The sequence below is a fragment of the endosymbiont of Lamellibrachia barhami genome (assembly GCF_011947365.2).
In the GTDB taxonomy this organism is placed as follows: domain Bacteria; phylum Pseudomonadota; class Gammaproteobacteria; order Chromatiales; family Chromatiaceae; genus QGON01.
Genome location: NZ_JAAVSH020000001.1, coordinates 579,528 through 598,366 on the forward strand (window position 1 = coordinate 579,528; position 18,839 = coordinate 598,366).

The window sequence follows — 18,839 nt, forward strand, 5'->3', positions numbered from 1 at the left end:
CCCGCTAACACTTTTCAAAAATAATCTCAACGACAACGGCAACTTTCATTCCTGAATGGCTGGGCATCGCTTCCCTGACCAACGTCGCTTTAACATTCAGCGAATGAAAACAACTGCTTTTCCCGGCAGATGAATCAGAACCGGACCGCCAAGCGCCGCTTCAAGCTGATCCGCTGGAAGGCCGAGCAGCCCTTCTGGAAGTGATGTCAGTTCCTGCAGCATCCTGTGATTGTACTCGTTTGTGTCCTTCCAGAAAAAGACAGGCAGGCAGGCTCAAGCTTGTGGAACCGGCGATTTTCCCGATCCGCTACGCTTGATCGGGCCCAGGGTCACGTCCAGTCAAAATCCCCATTCGTGCACCGGCAGACCGCTCTCCTGCCGTTCAAGATAAGCCAGACTCAGTGCCGCCATATCGCGACCATGGCGCACCACCCAGGCGCGCTGCCAGGCTGCTCCATTCATCTTCGTCTTGACCCTGGCCTCGATGATGCCCAGCCAGTGATCGCTCTCGGCCCGATCCACGCTGAGCAGTGCAAGCCCAAGGCGCGCCTTGGACAGCAACTGCTGCAGAATCAGTTGATCGACACGCACTGGCTTCCCATCAAGCCAGTGCACCTCCGCCTCCAGTCCCAGCCGGGCCGCCGCATAAAAATTACTCCGCGCCCGCATAAAACCCAGAAGATTCTCCAGCCTCTCATCGTTTTCAATCAATCCCCTTATCATACCGAAGTAGAAAGCGGCATTGGCGATAGTGTCCTGCACGCTGGGTCCTGCCGGCGCCACCCGGTGCTCGATACGCAGATGGGGGCCATCGGTTTCATCGAAGGCGATCAATGGGCGGTTCCAGCGCCAGATGGTGCCATTGTGCAGCCGTAGATGTGCAAGCTGCTCAACCGGCTCATCCATCAATCGGGGCAGCAGTATCGGATAGCGTTCGAGGTTGGCGCTGAAGTTCTCCATCATCGACTCCCGCACATAACGGACGCCGAAGCTGACACGCTTGGTCAGGTCTGAAGCCCCGACAGAGATCGCCTGTTCAAAAAGGGGTATGCGGGTTTCATCCCAGAGATCATAACCAAAGAGATAGGGGGAATTGGCGGTTACCGCCACCATCGGAGCCGAGACTATTTTTGAAAGGTTATAGGCGCGGGCAGCCTTGGCCGGATCGACCTGCAGATGTATCTGGAACGAGGTGGTGGCGGACTCAAGCATGACATCGTCATGATTCAACTTCAGTCTGTCACGACCCTCGATATCCACTTCAATCGACCGCCCTTCGCGTAGCCTGAAGACCTGCTCATTGAGCGCCCGGTAGCGATTGAGGGGTGACATGTTGGCCAGGGTCAGGTGCGACTGGCGCAGACTGGGTAGAATTCCGATCATCCCGAGCCGCATTTCCAGCGGGGCGGCAGTCTGGTTGCACGCAGTCCAAAGCTGCCCCAACTCCTCTGCCATGCGGGTAAAGACACTGCCTTCCAGATGCAGGGGTGTACTGTTGAGTTCCAGGTTGAAAGTGGCCAGTTCGGAGACCACCAGGGGATTATCCAAGCGCTGCAGGAGCACCTGATTCAATGGCGCCGGTTCCGCATCGGGGCCGATCAGCCAGGCCTCCAGCTCAAAGCCACCGATCGGCGGCTCTTGGACAAAACGTCCCTCTTTGAACCAGTCCGCCAGCAGACTTGTCTCCGCTTCCAGCCGCGCATGAAACTCAGCAAAGTCATCGGGGCCAAAATGGCTTGATGAGATCTCCTGTCCCATATCTCCCACTATCCAGACAAGGATTGCTCCAGCGCCGCCAACCGTTGCGGGGTACCCACATCGGACCAGCGCCCCAAAAATGCCTCACCGCTCACTTTTCCTGCCGCCATTGCACTGCGCAACAACGGTCCCAGAGGAAAGGCGCCGGAATCACATCCGGCAAACAGTGCCGGAGCGTAGAGTCCGATACCGCTAAAGGTCAAACGTCCACTGCCAGCATCCATCAGCGTATCACCCTCCAGCGAGAAGTCCCCCACCGGATGGTGCGATGGGTTCGGCACCATCACCAAGTGGGCCAGCCGGCCAGGGGGCAGAACCAGCCCCGCATAATCGATTTCGCACCAGACATCGCCGTTCACCACCAGAAAAGGGGCCTCTCCCAATAAGGGTAGCGCACGAAAGATACCTCCGCCGGTTTCCAACGCAGGAGATTCGGCCGAGTAGTGGATCGTGACGCCCCAACGGGAGCCGTCACCCAGCGCCACTTCGATCTGTTTCCCCAGGTGTGCATGATTGATGACCAGTTCCCGGACACCTGCTCCCGCAAGCGCTTCGATGTGATATTCGATGAGGGGTTTGCCAGCCACCGGCAGCAGCGGCTTTGGGATGTGGTCAGTCAGGGGGCGCATACGCTCACCCCGACCGGCGGCCAGGATCATGGCTTTCATGGGGCACCGGACTCGGATGGAGGGGTTGTCGGGGAGATGCTAGCGGAATTTTGGGGGAGGGGCTACTGGGTGGAAGGCTAAAGGTTAAAGGAGGTTGTGCCACAGGAGAGTCCGGGCTTTGTCGTTACCGCAGTTGAAAGCACGTAGGCCAGTTCAAGCGCAGCGGAACCGGCAACCTATATGCTCTGCCACAGCTTGGATGCCCGATCCGCTACGCTTGATCGGGCCTACAGAAAAATTTAGTGTATCGAAGTTTTGGCCGGAATCAGATGCCCAGCCAACAGTAGTAATAACGACAGCGTTAGGCCTATCCTGTGGCACAACCTCCTTTAACCTTTAGCCTTTCGCCTTTCGCCTTTCGCCTTTCGCCTTTTTTACCTTTTCATCGAACTAAAAAACTCTTCATTCGTCTTGGTGGCCTTGAGCTTGTCGAAGAGAAACTCCATGGCCGCCAGTTCATCCATGGGATGGAGGATCTTGCGCAGGATCCACATCTTCTGCAACTCGTCGGGTTTCATCAGCAGCTCTTCACGACGGGTGCCCGAGCGGTTGATATTAATCGCCGGGAAGATGCGCTTCTCGGCGATGCGGCGATCCAGATGAACCTCCATGTTGCCGGTACCCTTGAACTCTTCGTAGATCACATCATCCATGCGCGAACCGGTCTCTACTAGCGCGGTGGCGAGAATGGTCAGGGAACCGCCCTCCTCCACGTTACGCGCGGCACCGAAGAAACGTTTCGGACGGTGCAGGGCGTTGGCGTCCACACCACCGGTCAACACCTTACCGGAAGAGGGAATCACAGTATTGTAGGCGCGGGCCAGACGGGTGATGGAGTCTAGCAATATCACCACATCCTTCTTGTGTTCAACCAGGCGCTTGGCCTTGGCAATCACCATCTCGGCCACCTGTACGTGGCGGGTGGCAGGTTCGTCGAAGGTGGAGGAGATCACCTCGGCACGGCTTACCGAGCGGGCCATCTCGGTCACCTCTTCAGGACGCTCATCGATGAGCAGTATGATGAGATGGCACTCTGGATGGTTGTGGGCAATGGACTGGGCGATGTTTTGCAGCATCATCGTCTTGCCCGCCTTGGGCGGGGAGACGATCAGGCCACGCTGTCCCTTACCGATCGGGGCGCAGAGTTCGATGGTGCGGGCAGTGATATCCTCGGTACTGCCGTTACCCTGTTCGAGAGTAAACTTCTTGTTGGCAAACAACGGGGTGAAGTTTTCAAACAGAATCTTGTTCTTTGCATTCTCCGGCTTGTCGAAGTTGATCTCGGCAACCTTGAGCAGGGCGAAGTAGCGCTCACCATCCTTCGGCGGGCGAATCTTACCGGAGATGGTATCACCGGTACGCAGGCTGAAACGACGAATCTGACTGGGGGAGACGTAGATGTCATCGGGTCCGGCCAGATAGGAGCTGTCTGCGGAACGCAGAAATCCAAAACCATCCTGCAGAATCTCCAGCACCCCGTCACCATAGATATCCTCGCCCTTCTTCGCATGGGCCTTGAGGATGGCAAAGATCAGATCCTGTTTACGGGTGCGAGACATACCCTCGATTTTCATTTCTCGCGTCAGGCTGGCCAGTTCTGGAACCGGCATCTTTTTAAGTTCAGTAAGATTCATAATGGTTTTTTGGGGTGTTGTTAATTCAGATAGGATAGGGGGGAAAGGAAAACCGCACCTGTCTGGCAGGTGCATCAAATCATTTGAAAACTGGAATCAGGCTTGAAAGGGCTGCATTCAGAGACGCGCTTTGATTATTTATAGAGTGTAGCAGACGCGCCGGGGACAGCCAGTTACAGATTGTTATCGATGAAGGCAATCAACTGGGATTTGGATACTGCGCCCACCTTGGTTGCCTCTACCTGACCGTCCTTGAACAGCATCAGGGTAGGAATACCCCGGATGCCATAACGAGGCGGGGTATTGGGATTGTCATCGATATTCAGCTTGGCCACGATCAGCCGATCACTGTACTCACCTGCGATATCATCGAGCACCGGCGCGATCATCTTGCAGGGACCACACCATTCGGCCCAATAGTCGATCAGTACCGGCTTGCCTGCCTGAAGCACGTCTGATTCAAATGAATCATCCGTTACATGGACAATCTGCTCACTCATTCTAGGAGTCTCTCCAATAATATCTGCGGAAAAATACACCGGCTCATGCAGAATTGCATCGGTGTCTCAAGCTATGAATCCAAACGCCGCTTGGTTCTTGTTTCGGCAGCAAATAGAGTGCTGCCCACGGCACAAAGCCCTATTTGATCGAAAAACTGTCTCTATTACAAGTCCCAAAAGCAAAAAAATAATGTATCCTAGCCCGCCATGAGCGAAAAACACCTGACAGACACAAGATTTGACTCTTTCGATCTGGCCCCAGGGATCCAACAGGGCATAGCGGAAGCCGGATTCACCTACTGCACACCGATCCAGGCGGAAGCCCTGCCCATCGCCCTCACCGGGCAGGATCTTGCGGGACAGGCCCAGACCGGCACCGGTAAAACCGCCGCCTTTCTGGTTGCGACCCTGCAGCATCTGACCGTCCACCCGGCCGATGAGTCACGCCGGGCCAATCAGCCCCGGGCATTGATCGTTGCGCCTACCCGCGAACTGGCAGTGCAGATCCACAACGATGCGGTGACCCTGACCAAACACACAAATTTCACCTCGGCGGTGGTCTTCGGCGGCACCGCTTATGAAGAGCAACGCAGGCAACTGCAAGAGGGTGTCGACATTCTCATCGGCACTCCCGGCCGACTCATCGACTATCTCAAACAGGGTGTCTACGATCTGAAAGCGATTCAGGTCATCGTGCTCGACGAGGCGGACCGCATGTTCGACCTCGGCTTCATCAAGGACATCCGCTTCATGCTGCGGCGCTGCCCCAAGCCGGAAAAACGTCTGGGAATGCTCTTCTCCGCCACCCTCTCCTACCGGGTAAAGGAACTGGCTTACGAGCACATGAACAACCCGCAGAACGTGGAGGTGGAACCGCAACAGGTGACTGCCGAGAATGTGCGCGAGGTCTGTTACATGACCGCCAACGAGGAGAAGATCCCGCTGTTGATCGGGTTGCTGCGCAGCCTGGAGAATTCCCGCATCATCGTCTTCATCAATACCAAGCGCACTGCGGACAAGGTCTGGGGCTTTCTTCAGGGCAATGGCATCGAGACCGCAGTACTCTCCGGAGATGTGCCGCAGAAGAAACGTCTCAGCCTGTTGAAAAAGTTTCAGAACGGTGAGGTCTCGGTCCTGGTGGCCACCGACGTGGCCGCCAGGGGACTGCACATCAGCGACGTCTCCCACGTGGTCAACTTCGACCTGCCGGAGGACGCAGAGGACTATGTCCACCGTATCGGCCGTACTGCCCGGGCTGGCGCCAGTGGCGACGCCATCAGCTTCGCCTGCGAGACTCATGCCTTCTCCCTGCCTGACATCGAAACCTTCGTGGGTCACCGCATCCCCTTGGAATCGGTCGATCCAGCGCTGCTGGCGGAGATCGATCCCAAGAGCCGCATCTATCCTGAAAAGGGCAGCCGAAATCAGCGCCATCAGAAAGACGGTCGCAAGAGCCATGGTAAGGGCCACCACCACAGAGGCCACAAAAGACCGGACGGCTCAGGCAAACCGCACCACCGCCGCTCCAAGCCACCTGAGGGTGGTGGAACACAGTAGCAAAAATGGACGATAAATGCGGCCGCTGCACAAACGCCAAGTGCTGCACCTACATCACAGAGGCCTTGGGGGCTGCCCCCCGCGCAAAATCCGATTTTGAACATCTATTGTGGCAGGTCTCCCACCAGGGCGTGGAGGTCTACAAGGATGAGGATGGCTGGTTTCTGATCTTTCAGGGGCGCTGCGAACACATCCAGCCCAATGGCGGCTGCGGCATCTACGACGAACGGCCGCAGATCTGCCGCGATTACGAAAACGACTGGTGTGAATTCGACGCCCCCGCCGAAGAGGGGCTCGAACTCTACTTCCGCAACTATGCTGAACTGTTGAGCTACTGCAAGAAACGATTCAAGACCTGGGGCCGATAGATGAAGCCCTACGCAGAATCCTGCGATCAGAACCGGACCCCTATCCTGACGGTTATAGAACCCCTCTTCGCCCGCTGCGTAAACGTACTGGAGATCGGCAGCGGCAGCGGCCAGCACGCCGTCTTCTTTGCCCGTAAAATGCCCCACCTAACCTGGCACACCAGCGACCAGGCAACCCATCACGAGGGCATCCACCTCTGGCTCGACGAAGCCGATCTGCCCAACGCCCGTCACCCTCTGCAGCTCGATGTGTGCCAGCCCGCCTGGCCCTCACTGCAGGTCGACGCAGTCTTCTCCGCCAACACAGCCCACATCATGCACTGGCACGAGGTCGAAGCTCTGTTCTCCGGGGTTGCGGAGCTACTACCGGAAAATGGCCTGTTTACACTCTACGGCCCCTTCAACTACAACAACCGCTTTACCAGCGACAGCAACGCCCGTTTCGACGACTGGCTCAAGGCGCGCGACCCGCAGAGCGGTATCCGGGATTTCGAGGCCCTCGACGCACTTGCGCACAAAAGGGGTATGGTTTTGCTCAAGGACTATGAAATGCCGGCCAACAACCGGATACTCTGCTGGGTAAAAATCGAGAACGGTTAACTGCAATACAATCCCCGTATCACTTCCGAAAAGTCATGTATCGCCGGAAAGTGGCCCGCCTCCCGCAAGGGCCCCTTTGAGTCCGCCGCCACCACCGCCAGCAACCACTTGATGCCGTAGTTTTCAGCCGACTGAAGCACCGACAAGCTATCGTCCACGAACAGGGTCCGCTCCCGGTCGAAGGGTTCCACCTTCTGCAGTTTGTCCCAGAACGCGGGATCCTCTTTCGGCAGCCCTAAGTCGTGGGCACAGATGATCCGGTCGAAAAATCCCGCCAGATGGGTGCGGTCCATCTTCAATGCCAGCGCCTTTTGATGGGCATTGGTCACCAGCACCCGGCGCTTGCCGGCGCACATCAGCTGATCCAGGAAGTCGATCACATGGGGGTGGACGGCGATCAGATGGTCCACCTCCGCTTTCAACAGCGCGATGTCCAGCCCCAGCTCCCGACTCCAGTGATCGACGCAGTACCACTCCAGCGTGCCTTCCATGTCTTTGTAACGCCCCAGCAACTCTGCTTTCGACGCGTCCAGAGAGAGCCCCCGCGCTTCGGCATAGCGTTGCGGCACATACTCCAGCCAGAAGTGGTTGTCGAAATGCAGATCCAGCAGGGTACCGTCCATGTCGAGCAAAACGGTATCGATTTGGTTCCAGTCGATCATCGGTGTGATTTGCCCTCAAGGATAAAGTACGGCCAGACGAGTTTTCCGGAGAGTCTAAGTCTAACAGCTGACGTGGATTCGCCCCACGCCCGGTGATTCCGGTAAGATGGCCGCCCAAACAGACAGTCGAAACAAGATGCCGCAAAAACCCAAAATCCTGAAGCAGAAAATTGCAGCCCAATCCCGGATCTTCCGGGTCGAGGCGCTCAACCTGGAGTTTTCCAACGGCGAGTTGCGCAACTATGAGCGGCTGCTCGGCGGTAGCCGCGGCTCGGTGATGATCGTACCCATGCTGGATGACGAAACCGTACTGCTGATTCGCGAATATGCCGCCGGTAGCCACGACTACCAACTCGGCCTGCCCAAGGGACGTATCGAGGTGGGAGAGGATCCGCTGCAGGCCGCCGACCGTGAAATCCGCGAGGAGGTCGGCTACGGCGCCAATCGACTGGAACTGCTGCGTACGGTAAGCATCGCCCCAGCCTATATCCAGCACTTCACCCACATCATTCTGGCCCGGGATCTCTTTCCCGACAAGCAGGAGGGTGACGAACCTGAACCCATCGAAATCGTTCCCTGGAAACTTTCGGCCTGGGATGAACTGCTGGCACAACCCGATTTCACCGAGTCACGCTCCATTGCCGCCATCAGCCTGACACGCAAACAGTTTGGATATTAAATGGCTTCCCTCCTGCCAGTCCCGGTCCAGACCCTGCTCGACCTTGCCAAACAAGCGGGCGATGCCATTCTGGCTATCTACAATTCCGGGTTCAGCGTCACTGAAAAGACCGACCACACGCCACTCACCGAGGCGGATCTCGCCGCGCACCGGGTCATCGTCACGGCCCTCAAAGAACTGACACCGGAGATCCCTGTGCTCTCGGAGGAGTCACAGGCGATCCCATTCGAGACCCGGAAAAAATGGTCGCGCTACTGGCTGGTCGATCCCCTTGACGGCACCAAAGAGTTCATCAAACACAATGGGGAGTTCAGCGTCAACATCGCACTCATCGAAGAGCAGCAACCGATTGCCGGAGTGATCTATGCGCCGATCCTCGACATCGCCTACTACTGCACTGGTGACGGCAAGGCCTGGCGTATCCGACAACAGCTACCCCCTGAAAACATTCATGTGACCCGGCAACGCCGCCACCCACCCATCATCGCCGGCAGCCGCTCTCACGCAGGCCCGCAGTTACAGGCATTTCTGCAACGGATCGGGGGCCACAAACTGATCCCGATGGGCAGTTCCCTGAAATCCTGCCTGGTTGCCGAAGGCAAGGCCGACCTCTATGCCCGTCTCGGCCCCACCTCCGAGTGGGATACCGCTGCGGCCCAGGCAATTGTCGAGGCGGCTGGCGGGCGCATCACCGATACCCAAATGAGACCGCTTTTGTACAACACCAAACCTTCGCTATTGAATCCCCACTTTTTTGTCTTCGGCGATCTTTCGGAAGACTGGTCAGCCTATCTGTAGTGCGGTTAACCGCCATACGGGTTAGACCAGCGCTGTACTTTTCCGCCAATGCCATATAATTCAGTCAACGATAACAACCTTGGGGATCCAGTCCCCTCGCGAATAACAAATACCCGTTGCAGACTCCGGGCTCCATCGTCGTCATAACCCGCGAAGGGCCAACATTTATGAAAATTCTCATCCAGCGATTGCTGAGCAGCATCGTCATCCCGTTGCTCTGCCTGCAATCCACGCTCCTCTGGGCGGGCGGGCAGGAGGACGATGCCTTCGAATTCGACGACTTTCCTCTTGAGGAGCCGATGGATCACCCAAGCTGGTTCAAACACAGCTTTCTCGATCTGCAGGAGGATCTGCAGGAGGCCATCGAGCAGGACAAACAGGGCATCATCGTCTATTTCGGACAACGGCGTTGCGCCTACTGCAAGATGCTGATACAGGTTAACTTTGGCCTCTCTGACATCACCGCCTATACCCGCAGCCACTTCGACATCATACCCATCGATATCTGGGGCATTGACGAGCTCACTGACCTCAAAGGCGAGACACTCACTGAACGGGAATATGCGATCAGGGAGAACACCAACTTCACCCCCTCCCTCATCTTCTACGATCGGGAGGGCCATGAAGCATTGCGTCTGCGAGGCTACTACCCCCCCTACAAATTCCGCGCCGCCCTGGAGTATGTGGCGGATGGCCACTACCGCCAGGAGTCTTTCCCCGACTATCTTGCAAGAGGTGACGAAGGGCAGGTTTTCGAACCAGGGGATCTGAACGAAGAGGATTATTTCATCCCGCCGCCCCACAACCTCGACCGCAGCCGATTCAGAGGCGAACGTCCACTGGTGGTATTTTTTGAACAGGGAGAGTGTCACGCCTGCGACGTCCTGCACGGCCAACCCCTGCGGGATCCCGCCATCAACAAACTGTTCCGTAAATTCGACAACGTTCAGCTGGACATCTATGCCGAATCCCCGGTCATCACTCCGAATGGACGACGGACAACCGCAAAGGCCTGGGCGCAGGAGCTGGGGCTTTTCTACACCCCCTCACTGATCTTCTTCGATGAAGAGGGGAAAGAGATCATGCGGGTCGATTCCGTGGTTCGCTTCTATCGTCTGCGCAATGTCATCAACTACATCACCAGCCGGGGTTATCTCAGCCAACCCAGTTACCAGAATTGGCGTATTGAAAACCTGAGCAATTAGTGTCCATCCGGAAATCAGTTCCCGTAGCCCGGATGGAGCTTGCGTAATCCGGGAACAGAGTATGATTCAGCCACTTATCTTCCTGGATTCCGCTACGCTTCATCCAGGCTACAATTATTCACTTGTTTCCGGACGGGCACTATTTAGACACCGGTGCCTGTAAGGGCCACACCCTGGGTTTTACGTGCGACAAAACTGCTTCAGATAATCCTCATAGTCAGCCTGCTGACGATGCAACTTGTCACTTTGACTCGCCTTATAACCGGTACGCAGGCGCTTTTCGACCTTTTCCAGCTTCTTCCGCTTTGCCCAGCAACGTTTCTCTTCACTGCGCTTGCGGCGGGTTTTCGTGGCTTTTGAGCGGCGTTTGGACACCTTTTTCTGTTTTGTTCTTTGCAGTCTGAGGGCCGGTTTGGCGGGACTCAGACCTGCACTCCGATTCACGATGCGGATCTGTTGCTGCTCACCCGAAACACAAGGGATCTGCTGAAACGTCACATCCCCCTCCGGCAGTTGACATCGATAGACCGTCACACCACCACTGGATGCAGCGCCAGGCTGTCCCACTGAACCTGCAAGAGTGAGCCCCAAGAGGACGCAAAAAACTGTTTTTCTGAATAAGTTCACTATCCAACCTCCCTGTCAGATCCACTTGCCCAATCATAAAGGGAACAATATTCCTATTCAAGTTTTTTCGGGAACTGCCGATAGACTTTTAATCACCTGGGGAGAAAAACAGATACGCCACCATGAGGAGCCTGGAACAGGAAAACCGAATGTTGCGCCAGCGACTGCTGGAACTGGGACGCGAGGCCCTGCATAACGAAAACACCTTCAAACGTTTTCACCAAAGAGAGTTGGAGTTGCTCTCGGCCAGCTCCCTGCCGGAACTGCTGAACAGCATGACCGACGGCCTGCAGGACTCCTTTCAGGTAAAGGCGATCCAGTTGATTATCGAAGATCAGGAGCACGACATCCGCCGCCTGCTCTATAATACCGGCATCCCGGAAGATGCTTTTCCTCTGGTTCGCTTTGTCGATCAAATCGACTCGGTCAACAGAGAGTATGCAACGCTGCGACTACCCCGGCTGGGTCCCTTCCTCAGTCCCGACCATGATTCGCTCTTCTCTTCGAGAAGCGAGTTGCGCAGTATTGCGATATTACCGATATTCTGTCGCACCCGACTGATCGGCAGCCTAAACCTCGGCAGTACCGACAGCAAAAGGTTCACACGCCACCATGGCAGTGATTTTCTCCACCGGCTGGCAGCGATCGGCGGTGTCTGCCTGGAAAATGCGGTAAACCGGGAGCGGTTGATCATCAGCGGACTCACCGATGCACTGACCGGGATGCACAACCGCCGCTATCTCGACCGGCGGCTCAAGGAGGAACTGGCCAGGGCCAACCGCTATCGCCAGCCCATGAGCTGCCTTTTTATCGATGCGGATCACTTCAAACAGGTCAACGACACCCACGGCCACCAGGCGGGCGACACCGTATTACGGGAGTTGGCCAGCCGTATTCGCTCCCAACTGCGCGCCAGCGATGTGGCCACCCGCTACGGCGGTGAAGAGTTCACCCTGCTGCTGCCACAAACCTCCCTCGAAGAGGCCAAACTGCTGGCTGAACGCATTCGCCTGGAGATCTCAAACCATCCCATTACCCTTGATAGCGGTGAGCAGATACCGCTTACCGTTTCCATCGGCATCAGTGAGGCCCTGCCAACGCTGGGCAAGGCCTCGTTGGAACAGGTCGGAGAACATCTGCTTGCCACTGCAGATGAAGCCGTTTATCGAGCCAAACACAACGGCAGAAACCGGGTGGAGCACTGCCGCGAAGATATCCCCCAACAACTGCCGGTTGATGAGGTCAGTTAGGGATCATCAGATTAATTTGGATTTTGTCGTCCCGACCCTGGAGATAGATTTCAAACCACCAAGGCACAAGGATGCAGACCTCTTGTTACACGAAGCGCAGGGTCCGCTTCTCTCCACGCAACAGGGTCTAAACTTACTTAGTAAGAGGTACCCACCACTGAGTAAACGCAACCTGTGAACTTGCCCCTAAAAAACCTGGTCGAGCGTTTTTTTAACGAAATCAAAAGCCGACCGCTGTTGGCCGCCCTGATGGTGCTTGGCTCGCTGCTGATCGGTTTGAGCCAATTCACCACCGCCACGCAAAACCTGGTCAACCAGGCCAAAGCCCTCCTGTTCACTCCCGAATACCGGCTGGTGGCGACGGTGCCGGACGCTAATCTGCTGCTACGCTGGAACTCACTGACTCAAAGCTGGCAGCACCCGAGGAGAGACATCTGGTTCGAGACGGAGATGAGGCTTCCGCTCTCCCTCAGAAACACAGGCGACCGGGTGGCCGGCATCGAGGGACTGAAGCTGTTGTCCCAGGGCGAGGGGCAGTCCATCACTTGGGAGGCGGTCTGGATCGCACAGCATTTCGAGTGGGAACGCTGGGCCTCGATCGAACCCCAGATCCAGAAACAGCGGGAACGGCTGACACCGATCATGCTCGAACCGGGCCAACCGGCACTGCTGGAAGATATCGACTTTGTGCCGCTGGACTTCGCCGATGAACTTGCCGCCGGTCGCTACACCGCCCAATTGCAGGCACGCGTGACCGGGACAGAAGGCTGGATCGAGCTGCTGCGTTTCTCCTTCACCATCCCGGAGGATTTTGTGCTGGCTTCCGGCCGCGTCTCGCGCTATCAGTACTGGCAGCGTTTTGCTGTAGAGGAGACAGCTGCATCGACCCGATAGGCAAACTTCAGCAACCCCGGGAATGGAACATCAAGCATGACAGTGCAAGTCTTGCATTACGATAATTTTCATTATCCTAATTGAAAAGTGATCGAATGCTAAACCATTGTATTTTACCTCTATTCAGTTGTAACCTGATTTGCTGCGCCGTTGAATATGGCATCCATCCTGATATTCGAGCCTGGAAATAGAGATATGAAAAAAAGGATTATTGGGGCAGCTTCTCTGGTCTTGCTTCTGGCATCGTCGAACCTCTTCGCTGATGTGCTGGAAAATGACCGCTTCAATCTGCGCCTGGGCGGCTTTTTTGTTACCAATACCGAGGCGACTCTCAGTTTTGTCAGTCCTGCTTTGGCAGGAATCTCGATCAATACCACACGGGATCTGTCGATGAACGACACGACGAATGTCTTCCGTCTGGACGGGTACTACCGCTTCACAGAGCAATCCTCCATCGACTTCTCCTACTACCGCGTAACCCGCGACGGCAACACAGTGCTCGATACGGAGATCCATTGGGGGGAAAATATATATCCGGTTAGTGCCAATCTCGATAGCAGCCTGAACACAGACACCTACAAAATCGCCTATGTCTGGTCGTTTCATCATGATGAAAAGGTTGAGCTTGGCCTTTCCGCCGGCCTGCATGTCACCTCGTTCAATGTAAAATTGAAAGGCACACTCAACGACATACCCATCCACGATGACTCAAACTCCGCCACTGCACCCTTGCCTGTGGTTGGCTTCAAGCTCAACTACAACATCACCCCCAAGCTGATGTGGATGAATAAGATAGAGGTGTTTTACATCAAAATCGATAATTTCAAAGGCAACTTCTCCGATTTCATGACTGCGCTTGAGTACCGGGCATTCGACAAAATCGGCTTTGGCGTGGGTCTCAACTCCATAAATTCTGAATTAGAGCTCGAAGAGGGCGACGGGCTCCTTAGCCTGGACACCAACAATCTTGGACTGCTTGCCTACGCTTCGATCTATTTTTAATCTTGAAAGCGCTAAAACAACTAGCCCGGAAGCGTGGCCTGTACCCTATGGAGTTCGATCCCAATGACACGCATTGACACGTTACCTGCGTGGTGAAGATACTCATATTTTGTCTGTTATCTGCAATCAGCTGGAGCAACTTCGCGGCTGAGTCCAGTGACGTGTATATCGGCCTGAAGATCGACCAGATCACCAACATCGATCAAAAAGCGGAAAATTTTAGCGTCGTTGGCAGCCTGCGCATCGATTGGCATCAGCCCCTTCTGGCCTTCGAACGCGAGCCCGGCATGCCAAGGCATCGAACCTATACCCTGGCCACCTTTCTCAAGCTGCTGGAGGAGAAGCAGATCCGCTGGCCAGCCTCCATTTATCAGAATCAACAGGGGCGCATGGATTTCCAAAATCGGCTCATCTCCCTGGGGGAAGATGGCACCGTTTTGTACCTGGCCCGGTTTACCTCAACCTTCCAGGCCCCGATGTTCGATTTCCGGCTGTTTCCGTTCGATAACCAACTCTTTTTTATCCATGTGGATTCGATCTTTCCGGAGCGTCTGTTTAAATTTAGACAGATGGAGGGGTTCAGTGGACTGGGGGATCAGTTGGGTGAAGAGGAGTGGATCGTTACCGATGTGGATACTCGCCTGACAACACACAATGCGTTCAACAAAGAGGATGCCTCCCGTTTTGTGCTGGAATTCCACGCCGTGCGCCACCTCAATTACTATCTGATACGAATTTTGATTCCGGCACTACTGATCATTACCGTCTCCTGGTTCACCTTCTTTCTGCAGGACTACACCAAGCGTATCGATCTGGCCGGTGGCAATCTGCTGCTCTTTATCGCTTTCAACTTCACCATCTCCAGTGATCTGCCCCGGCTTGGCTACATCACCCTGATGGATGCCTTTCTGGTGGGCACCTTTATCATTACCGCCTTGGTGGTATTGGGTAATGTCTGGCTGCGGCGTCTTGAAAATCACGGTAGACACGAGCTTGCACGAAAGCTTGATATCTACGCAATCACCAGTTATCCACTGGCCTATCTGATGGGTGCTCTCGTCTTGTGGATACACTTTTTCTGGTGATTAGCGCTCTCCTGCAGACGTTGATTGAATTGATCCATCTGTCCTGTGGCAAAACCGATCGCAGTGCGGGGTCTTCATCAGCACCCTTCACTCAAACTCCAACAGCGGTGAGATTGCTGGGGTTTTCTCCTCCCCCTCTGTCTCACTCTTCTGTTCCTGACCCAGAATCTGTTCCAATGGACTGAATACCTTTTTGAGGGTCCGCCCGAAACGATCCAGCTGGCTTGTCAGGTCGGCCTCGACCTCTCCGGCCAAACCACCCATTCCCTGCTTCTCTTTGGCCGCAGTTTCTACCTGTTGAATAGCCGCCAGACAGGGGCTCTCATCACCTACACCAACATCACCGAACGCAAGCAGCAGATAAGCCGGATTGGCGATGCCCGCGGTCACCCCGGCAATGGTTTTCAGCATACCCAGCTTTGTCGGCATGATGACCGGAGCGTGCAGCCTGCCCTCCAGTTTCACCGGGTTGGCCAGTGAAACCAGGGTCAACTCCTTCGGTCTGGGGTTAAGAATCATATCAAGGGTCTCTTTACGCAGATCGATCTCCCCGCCACCGGCAATGGTCAGTTTCGTGGTATCGATCAACATGCCGTTGGAATGCCCAATCCCTTTATCGAAATCGAGGCGGTCGACAAGGCAGTTGAGGTCGACCACCGGCTCTTCTTTGAGCCCCATTTGAGGTAACAATTTTCCCACGAAGTCTTTCAGTTTAAAGGGCAAACCCTGGTTTTTGATGCGGCCCTTGCCGCCAATCAAGACCAAGTGGCCATCCAGTCCTGCCGCCACTTCACGCCAGCTCTCTCCCGAACCGGAGATATCGATCGAGAAGTCAGCACTCCCCTCCACATCCGACGTAACCTTCACCCTTTCCAGTAGCACACCATAGTCGAACTCTTTGACCTTCAGTTGCAACGCCAGTTGCGGTGGCATTGTGGCTGCATTTGCGCTTGCCGTGGCCCGCAAGCTGCCCCCGGTAGCCAGTTTGATAACCACGGGGTCGATGCGCAGCTCGCCTGCACTGAGACTCACAGATGCGTGCATGCTGCCGACTGGAGCGGTGCCGAGGACCAATTTTGGTAGTTTCAGCTGCAGATTCATGTCGAAGAGCGTTAGCCAGGAGAGGGGCAGCGGACGTTCCGAAAACAGCCAGTCGGACTCCCCCGAGCCTTTCTGTGGCTGCGCCTCTTCCTGCTGAAGTTGTCGCAGCTCTGCGAGGTCTATGGTCTCCGCTTTCAGCTCTCCCTGGACATTTGGCCTCTCTCCCTGCAGCTCGATCCGCAGAGAACCGGTTATCCGACTTTTCCCCATCTCCGCCCGGAGCTTGGAAAACACCACCCGCTCCTTCGAGGCCATTGCTTCACCCTCCAGCCGATAGGCCGGGGTTTCCGGCAGCGCCACTCCCGTCAGCTTCGACAGTGTTTGCAACGAAGGGCATCGGATCGAAAAGGACTGAGGCCCTTTGACCTTACCGGTGGTCCCATCCAGATGTAGTGACAGCGCACCTTCTGTTTTTCCCAAGGTGATCTTTGTAGAGACTGGCAGAGAAGGTCTCCCCTGCACCAACGCAGTCAATTCAGGGCCTGTCGCCTGTAGATTGAAGCGCTCACCCCGCAACTCGCCTTGGGCGTTCAATGTCATGTTTTTTCCATGCAGGGATGTGAGTTGCAAATGACGGATTACAAGGTCAAGCAGCGGCGAATCCTGGGCCGCTCCAATAGCGATATGTCCCGTCGCCATCTCAAGCCGGAGTTCCCCTTGCGCCATCAATTCACCCAGGGTTCGACCCTTCCCGGAAAAGAGCATCTGGATCTGTTTCAGGTCTCCGCGCAGCTTGCCCTTCAGCCCTAGTCGGGAGGCGATGTTTTCAAGTTTGATCGCGCTGCCGGTCAGATCAAAGGTCAGCGCCTCGCCATTTTTCATCTGCAGACCACCCCGCAGAGGCACCCCGTCAAGATGCAGCTGCAGACCATCTACCCCGAGTGTTTGAGCATCAACCTGCAGACGCCCTTTGACATTTTGAAGCGGCAGATCCAGCCCGTCGATCTGTTTAGCCGAAAGTTTCAGGTCCAACGCCAGCGACTCTGGCCAAGCCACCTCCAACGGCGTCTCAAGCAGACTTTTCCGGGACTCCCCTGCTGCGCCAGATGGCATTTTTTGCGGCTTCGGTTCAGGCTTTATGAGTGGCGTTAGATCGAGCCGAACCGCCTGCAACTCACCCTGAAGGCGCATAACTGACTGATCCAGATGCAGGATCAACGCACCGGTGATATCGCTGCCACCGACCTTGGCATCGATTCCGGTAAACGCCACCTGTGTCCCGTCCGCAGACATCTGGCTTTTGATCCGGAAAACTCCCGTCTTCGGCAATTTCCCCATGAGCAGCGGCAGATACGACAACTCCTTGCCTTCAAGTCCGAGAGCCAGATTGATGACCGTCTTGTCCCCCGGCACTATCGCCCCCTTCACCGTGAGCCGATCACTTTCCATCTGCGCACCGGCCTGCAACGGCCATTCAGCCGCTTCGGCAAAAGCGTGCTTGCCGTCTCCCAGAGAGAACTGCAGTGTAGTTTCACGCTGTTCGAGCAGACCCTTCAGATCCACCTCGACCCGGCCATCAGTAACCTTCACACTGCCATCGGCAATAGCAAACTCATCAAGACCATAGAGATTGCGCAGCCAACCCTTCAGGTCGTGGAGCAGCACCCCCCGCTCAACCAGACTGATTGCGCCCTGCAAGTCGGCAGAAACGCCTTCAGGCAGGCCGACGCCGACCAACTTCGATAGTTCATCACCCGGGCTCTTGGTCAGGGTCCAGGTGATCCGCTCCCCTTTCGCCTCAGCATGAAGTTCACTCTGCCCCGCCTTGATATCGAGGCGGTAATCGCGCATGCCTGCCGCAGTGATCATGCCGACGAAATGCCCCTGCAGATCCACCGAGTGGAAATTGAGCCCGGCGGTCACCTGCAATTCTCCTGTGGCAGAAAGGCTTGCCTCGGCGCGCTTTACCTGCAGTATCATCGGCGCGGCTCCAGCATTTTGATAACCCAGCCGCACATCCTTCAATAGCAGTTTGTCTATCAACAGCAACCGCATTTCACTGGAACCGACCAGATCGCCATCCTCCTGGCCTGTGGCAAATACCCAGTTTTCACCCTGTTCCCCAGAGGACTCCAGCATCAAATCGCCACCCTGCAGCAGCAGCCGCTTGACCTCCAGCTCACCATCCAGCAACGGCAACAACGCCAATTGCAGTTCGAGTCTCTTCAGTTCCAGTAGATTGGCCCTGGTCGCCCAGGCAGGATTGGCAACAGCAATGTCTTCAACCACCAGGGTAGGGTAGAGGGAGAGACCCAGTGCGAGTTCGCCATTCAGGCTGACCTCACGGCCCAAGGTTTCACTGAGCATGACCGCAAGGGCATCACGTTGGGCATTCAGCCAATAGGAGGCCGACATCATCAAACCCATAACCAGCAGCAGAAGGATAAGCGCCACTGTGACGGACCAACGCCAGGCTGTTTTCATCTCAACCATGATTCAGACCAACGTCGC

General features: G+C 55.8%; 18 protein-coding genes. 10 read left to right on the top strand and 8 right to left on the bottom strand.

Going from position 1 to position 18,839, the window contains the following annotated elements:
• Nucleotides 1-96: 96 nt before the first annotated feature.
• The 5 genes from G9Q73_RS19935 to trxA form a co-directional block, all read right to left on the bottom strand.
• Nucleotides 97-222 carry a hypothetical protein gene (locus G9Q73_RS19935; protein ID WP_281397545.1) on the bottom strand — a complete coding sequence of 42 codons (126 nt, stop codon included), beginning with the start codon at nucleotides 220-222 and terminating at the stop codon, nucleotides 97-99.
• A 117-nt stretch (nucleotides 223-339) separates the two neighbouring features.
• The gene (locus G9Q73_RS02455; protein ID WP_177418340.1) at nucleotides 340-1,758 is read right to left on the bottom strand and encodes a glutamate-cysteine ligase family protein; all 1,419 of its coding nucleotides are present in this window, start codon (nucleotides 1,756-1,758) and stop codon (nucleotides 340-342) included.
• 8 nt (nucleotides 1,759-1,766) lie between these two features.
• Entirely contained in the window at nucleotides 1,767-2,426 is a 660-nt protein-coding gene (gene murU / locus G9Q73_RS02460; RefSeq protein ID WP_177418341.1) for an N-acetylmuramate alpha-1-phosphate uridylyltransferase MurU, read from the bottom strand.
• Between the two features lie 374 nt (nucleotides 2,427-2,800).
• Entirely contained in the window at nucleotides 2,801-4,060 is a 1,260-nt protein-coding gene (gene rho / locus G9Q73_RS02465) for a transcription termination factor Rho (RefSeq protein WP_177418342.1), read from the bottom strand.
• 173 nt (nucleotides 4,061-4,233) lie between these two features.
• Nucleotides 4,234-4,560, bottom strand: coding sequence for a thioredoxin TrxA (gene trxA / locus G9Q73_RS02470; protein WP_177418343.1), 327 nt, complete (start codon nucleotides 4,558-4,560; stop codon nucleotides 4,234-4,236).
• Between the two features lie 207 nt (nucleotides 4,561-4,767).
• Here trxA and rhlB point away from each other — a divergent pair, with 207 nt between their 5' ends.
• Genes rhlB through G9Q73_RS02485 form a run of 3 tightly spaced genes read left to right on the top strand, consistent with a single transcriptional unit; the run spans nucleotide 4,768 to nucleotide 7,085 of the window.
• Nucleotides 4,768-6,117 (top strand): ATP-dependent RNA helicase RhlB, encoded by a 1,350-nt coding sequence (gene rhlB / locus G9Q73_RS02475; RefSeq protein WP_177418344.1) that lies wholly within the window; start codon nucleotides 4,768-4,770, stop codon nucleotides 6,115-6,117.
• Nucleotides 6,118-6,122: 5 nt separating this feature from the next.
• Nucleotides 6,123-6,485 (top strand): YkgJ family cysteine cluster protein, encoded by a 363-nt coding sequence (locus tag G9Q73_RS02480; protein WP_177418345.1) that lies wholly within the window; start codon nucleotides 6,123-6,125, stop codon nucleotides 6,483-6,485.
• Nucleotides 6,486-7,085: a DUF938 domain-containing protein gene (locus G9Q73_RS02485; protein ID WP_177418346.1), complete on the top strand. Its 600-nt coding sequence runs from the start codon at nucleotides 6,486-6,488 to the stop codon at nucleotides 7,083-7,085.
• On the opposite strand, the gene yrfG is transcribed toward G9Q73_RS02485, so the two are convergent.
• Complete coding sequence (yrfG, locus tag G9Q73_RS02490; RefSeq protein ID WP_177418347.1) at nucleotides 7,082-7,747, bottom strand: GMP/IMP nucleotidase; 666 nt, start codon at nucleotides 7,745-7,747, stop codon at nucleotides 7,082-7,084. The genes G9Q73_RS02485 and yrfG overlap by 4 nt on opposite strands.
• 136 nt (nucleotides 7,748-7,883) lie before the next feature.
• On the opposite strand from yrfG, the gene nudE reads away from it, so the two are divergent.
• From nudE to G9Q73_RS02505, 3 genes are all read left to right on the top strand, one after another.
• Nucleotides 7,884-8,426 (top strand): ADP compounds hydrolase NudE, encoded by a 543-nt coding sequence (nudE, locus tag G9Q73_RS02495; RefSeq protein ID WP_177421212.1) that lies wholly within the window; start codon nucleotides 7,884-7,886, stop codon nucleotides 8,424-8,426.
• Complete coding sequence (gene cysQ / locus G9Q73_RS02500; protein ID WP_177418348.1) at nucleotides 8,427-9,224, top strand: 3'(2'),5'-bisphosphate nucleotidase CysQ; 798 nt, start codon at nucleotides 8,427-8,429, stop codon at nucleotides 9,222-9,224. It begins immediately after the preceding gene.
• Between the two features lie 167 nt (nucleotides 9,225-9,391).
• Complete coding sequence (locus G9Q73_RS02505; RefSeq protein ID WP_177418349.1) at nucleotides 9,392-10,429, top strand: thioredoxin family protein; 1,038 nt, start codon at nucleotides 9,392-9,394, stop codon at nucleotides 10,427-10,429.
• 180 nt (nucleotides 10,430-10,609) lie between these two features.
• On the opposite strand, the gene G9Q73_RS02510 is transcribed toward G9Q73_RS02505, so the two are convergent.
• Complete coding sequence (locus G9Q73_RS02510) at nucleotides 10,610-10,996, bottom strand: thioredoxin (protein ID WP_177418350.1); 387 nt, start codon at nucleotides 10,994-10,996, stop codon at nucleotides 10,610-10,612.
• Between the two features lie 182 nt (nucleotides 10,997-11,178).
• Between G9Q73_RS02510 and G9Q73_RS02515 the strand changes: the two genes are divergently transcribed.
• From G9Q73_RS02515 to G9Q73_RS02530, 4 genes are all read left to right on the top strand, one after another.
• On the top strand, nucleotides 11,179-12,306 hold the full coding sequence (locus tag G9Q73_RS02515) for a GGDEF domain-containing protein (protein ID WP_177418351.1): 1,128 nt from the start codon (nucleotides 11,179-11,181) through the stop codon (nucleotides 12,304-12,306).
• Between the two features lie 174 nt (nucleotides 12,307-12,480).
• Nucleotides 12,481-13,200, top strand: a complete 720-nt coding sequence (locus G9Q73_RS02520) for a hypothetical protein (protein WP_177418352.1) — start codon at nucleotides 12,481-12,483, stop codon at nucleotides 13,198-13,200.
• Between the two features lie 195 nt (nucleotides 13,201-13,395).
• Entirely contained in the window at nucleotides 13,396-14,202 is an 807-nt protein-coding gene (locus tag G9Q73_RS02525) for a hypothetical protein (RefSeq protein ID WP_177418353.1), read from the top strand.
• A 92-nt stretch (nucleotides 14,203-14,294) separates the two neighbouring features.
• Nucleotides 14,295-15,287 (top strand): ligand-gated ion channel, encoded by a 993-nt coding sequence (locus tag G9Q73_RS02530; RefSeq protein ID WP_369408811.1) that lies wholly within the window; start codon nucleotides 14,295-14,297, stop codon nucleotides 15,285-15,287.
• 87 nt (nucleotides 15,288-15,374) lie between these two features.
• On the opposite strand, the gene G9Q73_RS02535 is transcribed toward G9Q73_RS02530, so the two are convergent.
• Entirely contained in the window at nucleotides 15,375-18,821 is a 3,447-nt protein-coding gene (locus G9Q73_RS02535) for an AsmA family protein (protein ID WP_177418355.1), read from the bottom strand.
• Nucleotides 18,822-18,839: the final 18 nt, after the last annotated feature.

What these genes read in the sequence shown, in the direction of transcription:
- yrfG (WP_177418347.1), bottom strand. Translation starts at nt 7,747, where the DNA reads ATGATCGACTGGAACCAAATCGATACCGTTTTGCTCGACATGGACGGT.
- G9Q73_RS02455 (WP_177418340.1), bottom strand. Translation starts at nt 1,758, where the DNA reads ATGGGACAGGAGATCTCATCAAGCCATTTTGGCCCCGATGACTTTGCT.
- rhlB (WP_177418344.1), top strand. Translation starts at nt 4,768, where the DNA reads ATGAGCGAAAAACACCTGACAGACACAAGATTTGACTCTTTCGATCTG.
- G9Q73_RS02515 (WP_177418351.1), top strand. Translation starts at nt 11,179, where the DNA reads ATGAGGAGCCTGGAACAGGAAAACCGAATGTTGCGCCAGCGACTGCTG.
- trxA (WP_177418343.1), bottom strand. Translation starts at nt 4,560, where the DNA reads ATGAGTGAGCAGATTGTCCATGTAACGGATGATTCATTTGAATCAGAC.
- G9Q73_RS19935 (WP_281397545.1), bottom strand. Translation starts at nt 222, where the DNA reads ATGCTGCAGGAACTGACATCACTTCCAGAAGGGCTGCTCGGCCTTCCA.
- murU (WP_177418341.1), bottom strand. Translation starts at nt 2,426, where the DNA reads ATGAAAGCCATGATCCTGGCCGCCGGTCGGGGTGAGCGTATGCGCCCC.
- nudE (WP_177421212.1), top strand. Translation starts at nt 7,884, where the DNA reads ATGCCGCAAAAACCCAAAATCCTGAAGCAGAAAATTGCAGCCCAATCC.
- G9Q73_RS02485 (WP_177418346.1), top strand. Translation starts at nt 6,486, where the DNA reads ATGAAGCCCTACGCAGAATCCTGCGATCAGAACCGGACCCCTATCCTG.
- G9Q73_RS02535 (WP_177418355.1), bottom strand. Translation starts at nt 18,821, where the DNA reads ATGGTTGAGATGAAAACAGCCTGGCGTTGGTCCGTCACAGTGGCGCTT.
- cysQ (WP_177418348.1), top strand. Translation starts at nt 8,427, where the DNA reads ATGGCTTCCCTCCTGCCAGTCCCGGTCCAGACCCTGCTCGACCTTGCC.
- rho (WP_177418342.1), bottom strand. Translation starts at nt 4,060, where the DNA reads ATGAATCTTACTGAACTTAAAAAGATGCCGGTTCCAGAACTGGCCAGC.
- G9Q73_RS02505 (WP_177418349.1), top strand. Translation starts at nt 9,392, where the DNA reads ATGAAAATTCTCATCCAGCGATTGCTGAGCAGCATCGTCATCCCGTTG.
- G9Q73_RS02480 (WP_177418345.1), top strand. Translation starts at nt 6,123, where the DNA reads ATGGACGATAAATGCGGCCGCTGCACAAACGCCAAGTGCTGCACCTAC.
- G9Q73_RS02525 (WP_177418353.1), top strand. Translation starts at nt 13,396, where the DNA reads ATGAAAAAAAGGATTATTGGGGCAGCTTCTCTGGTCTTGCTTCTGGCA.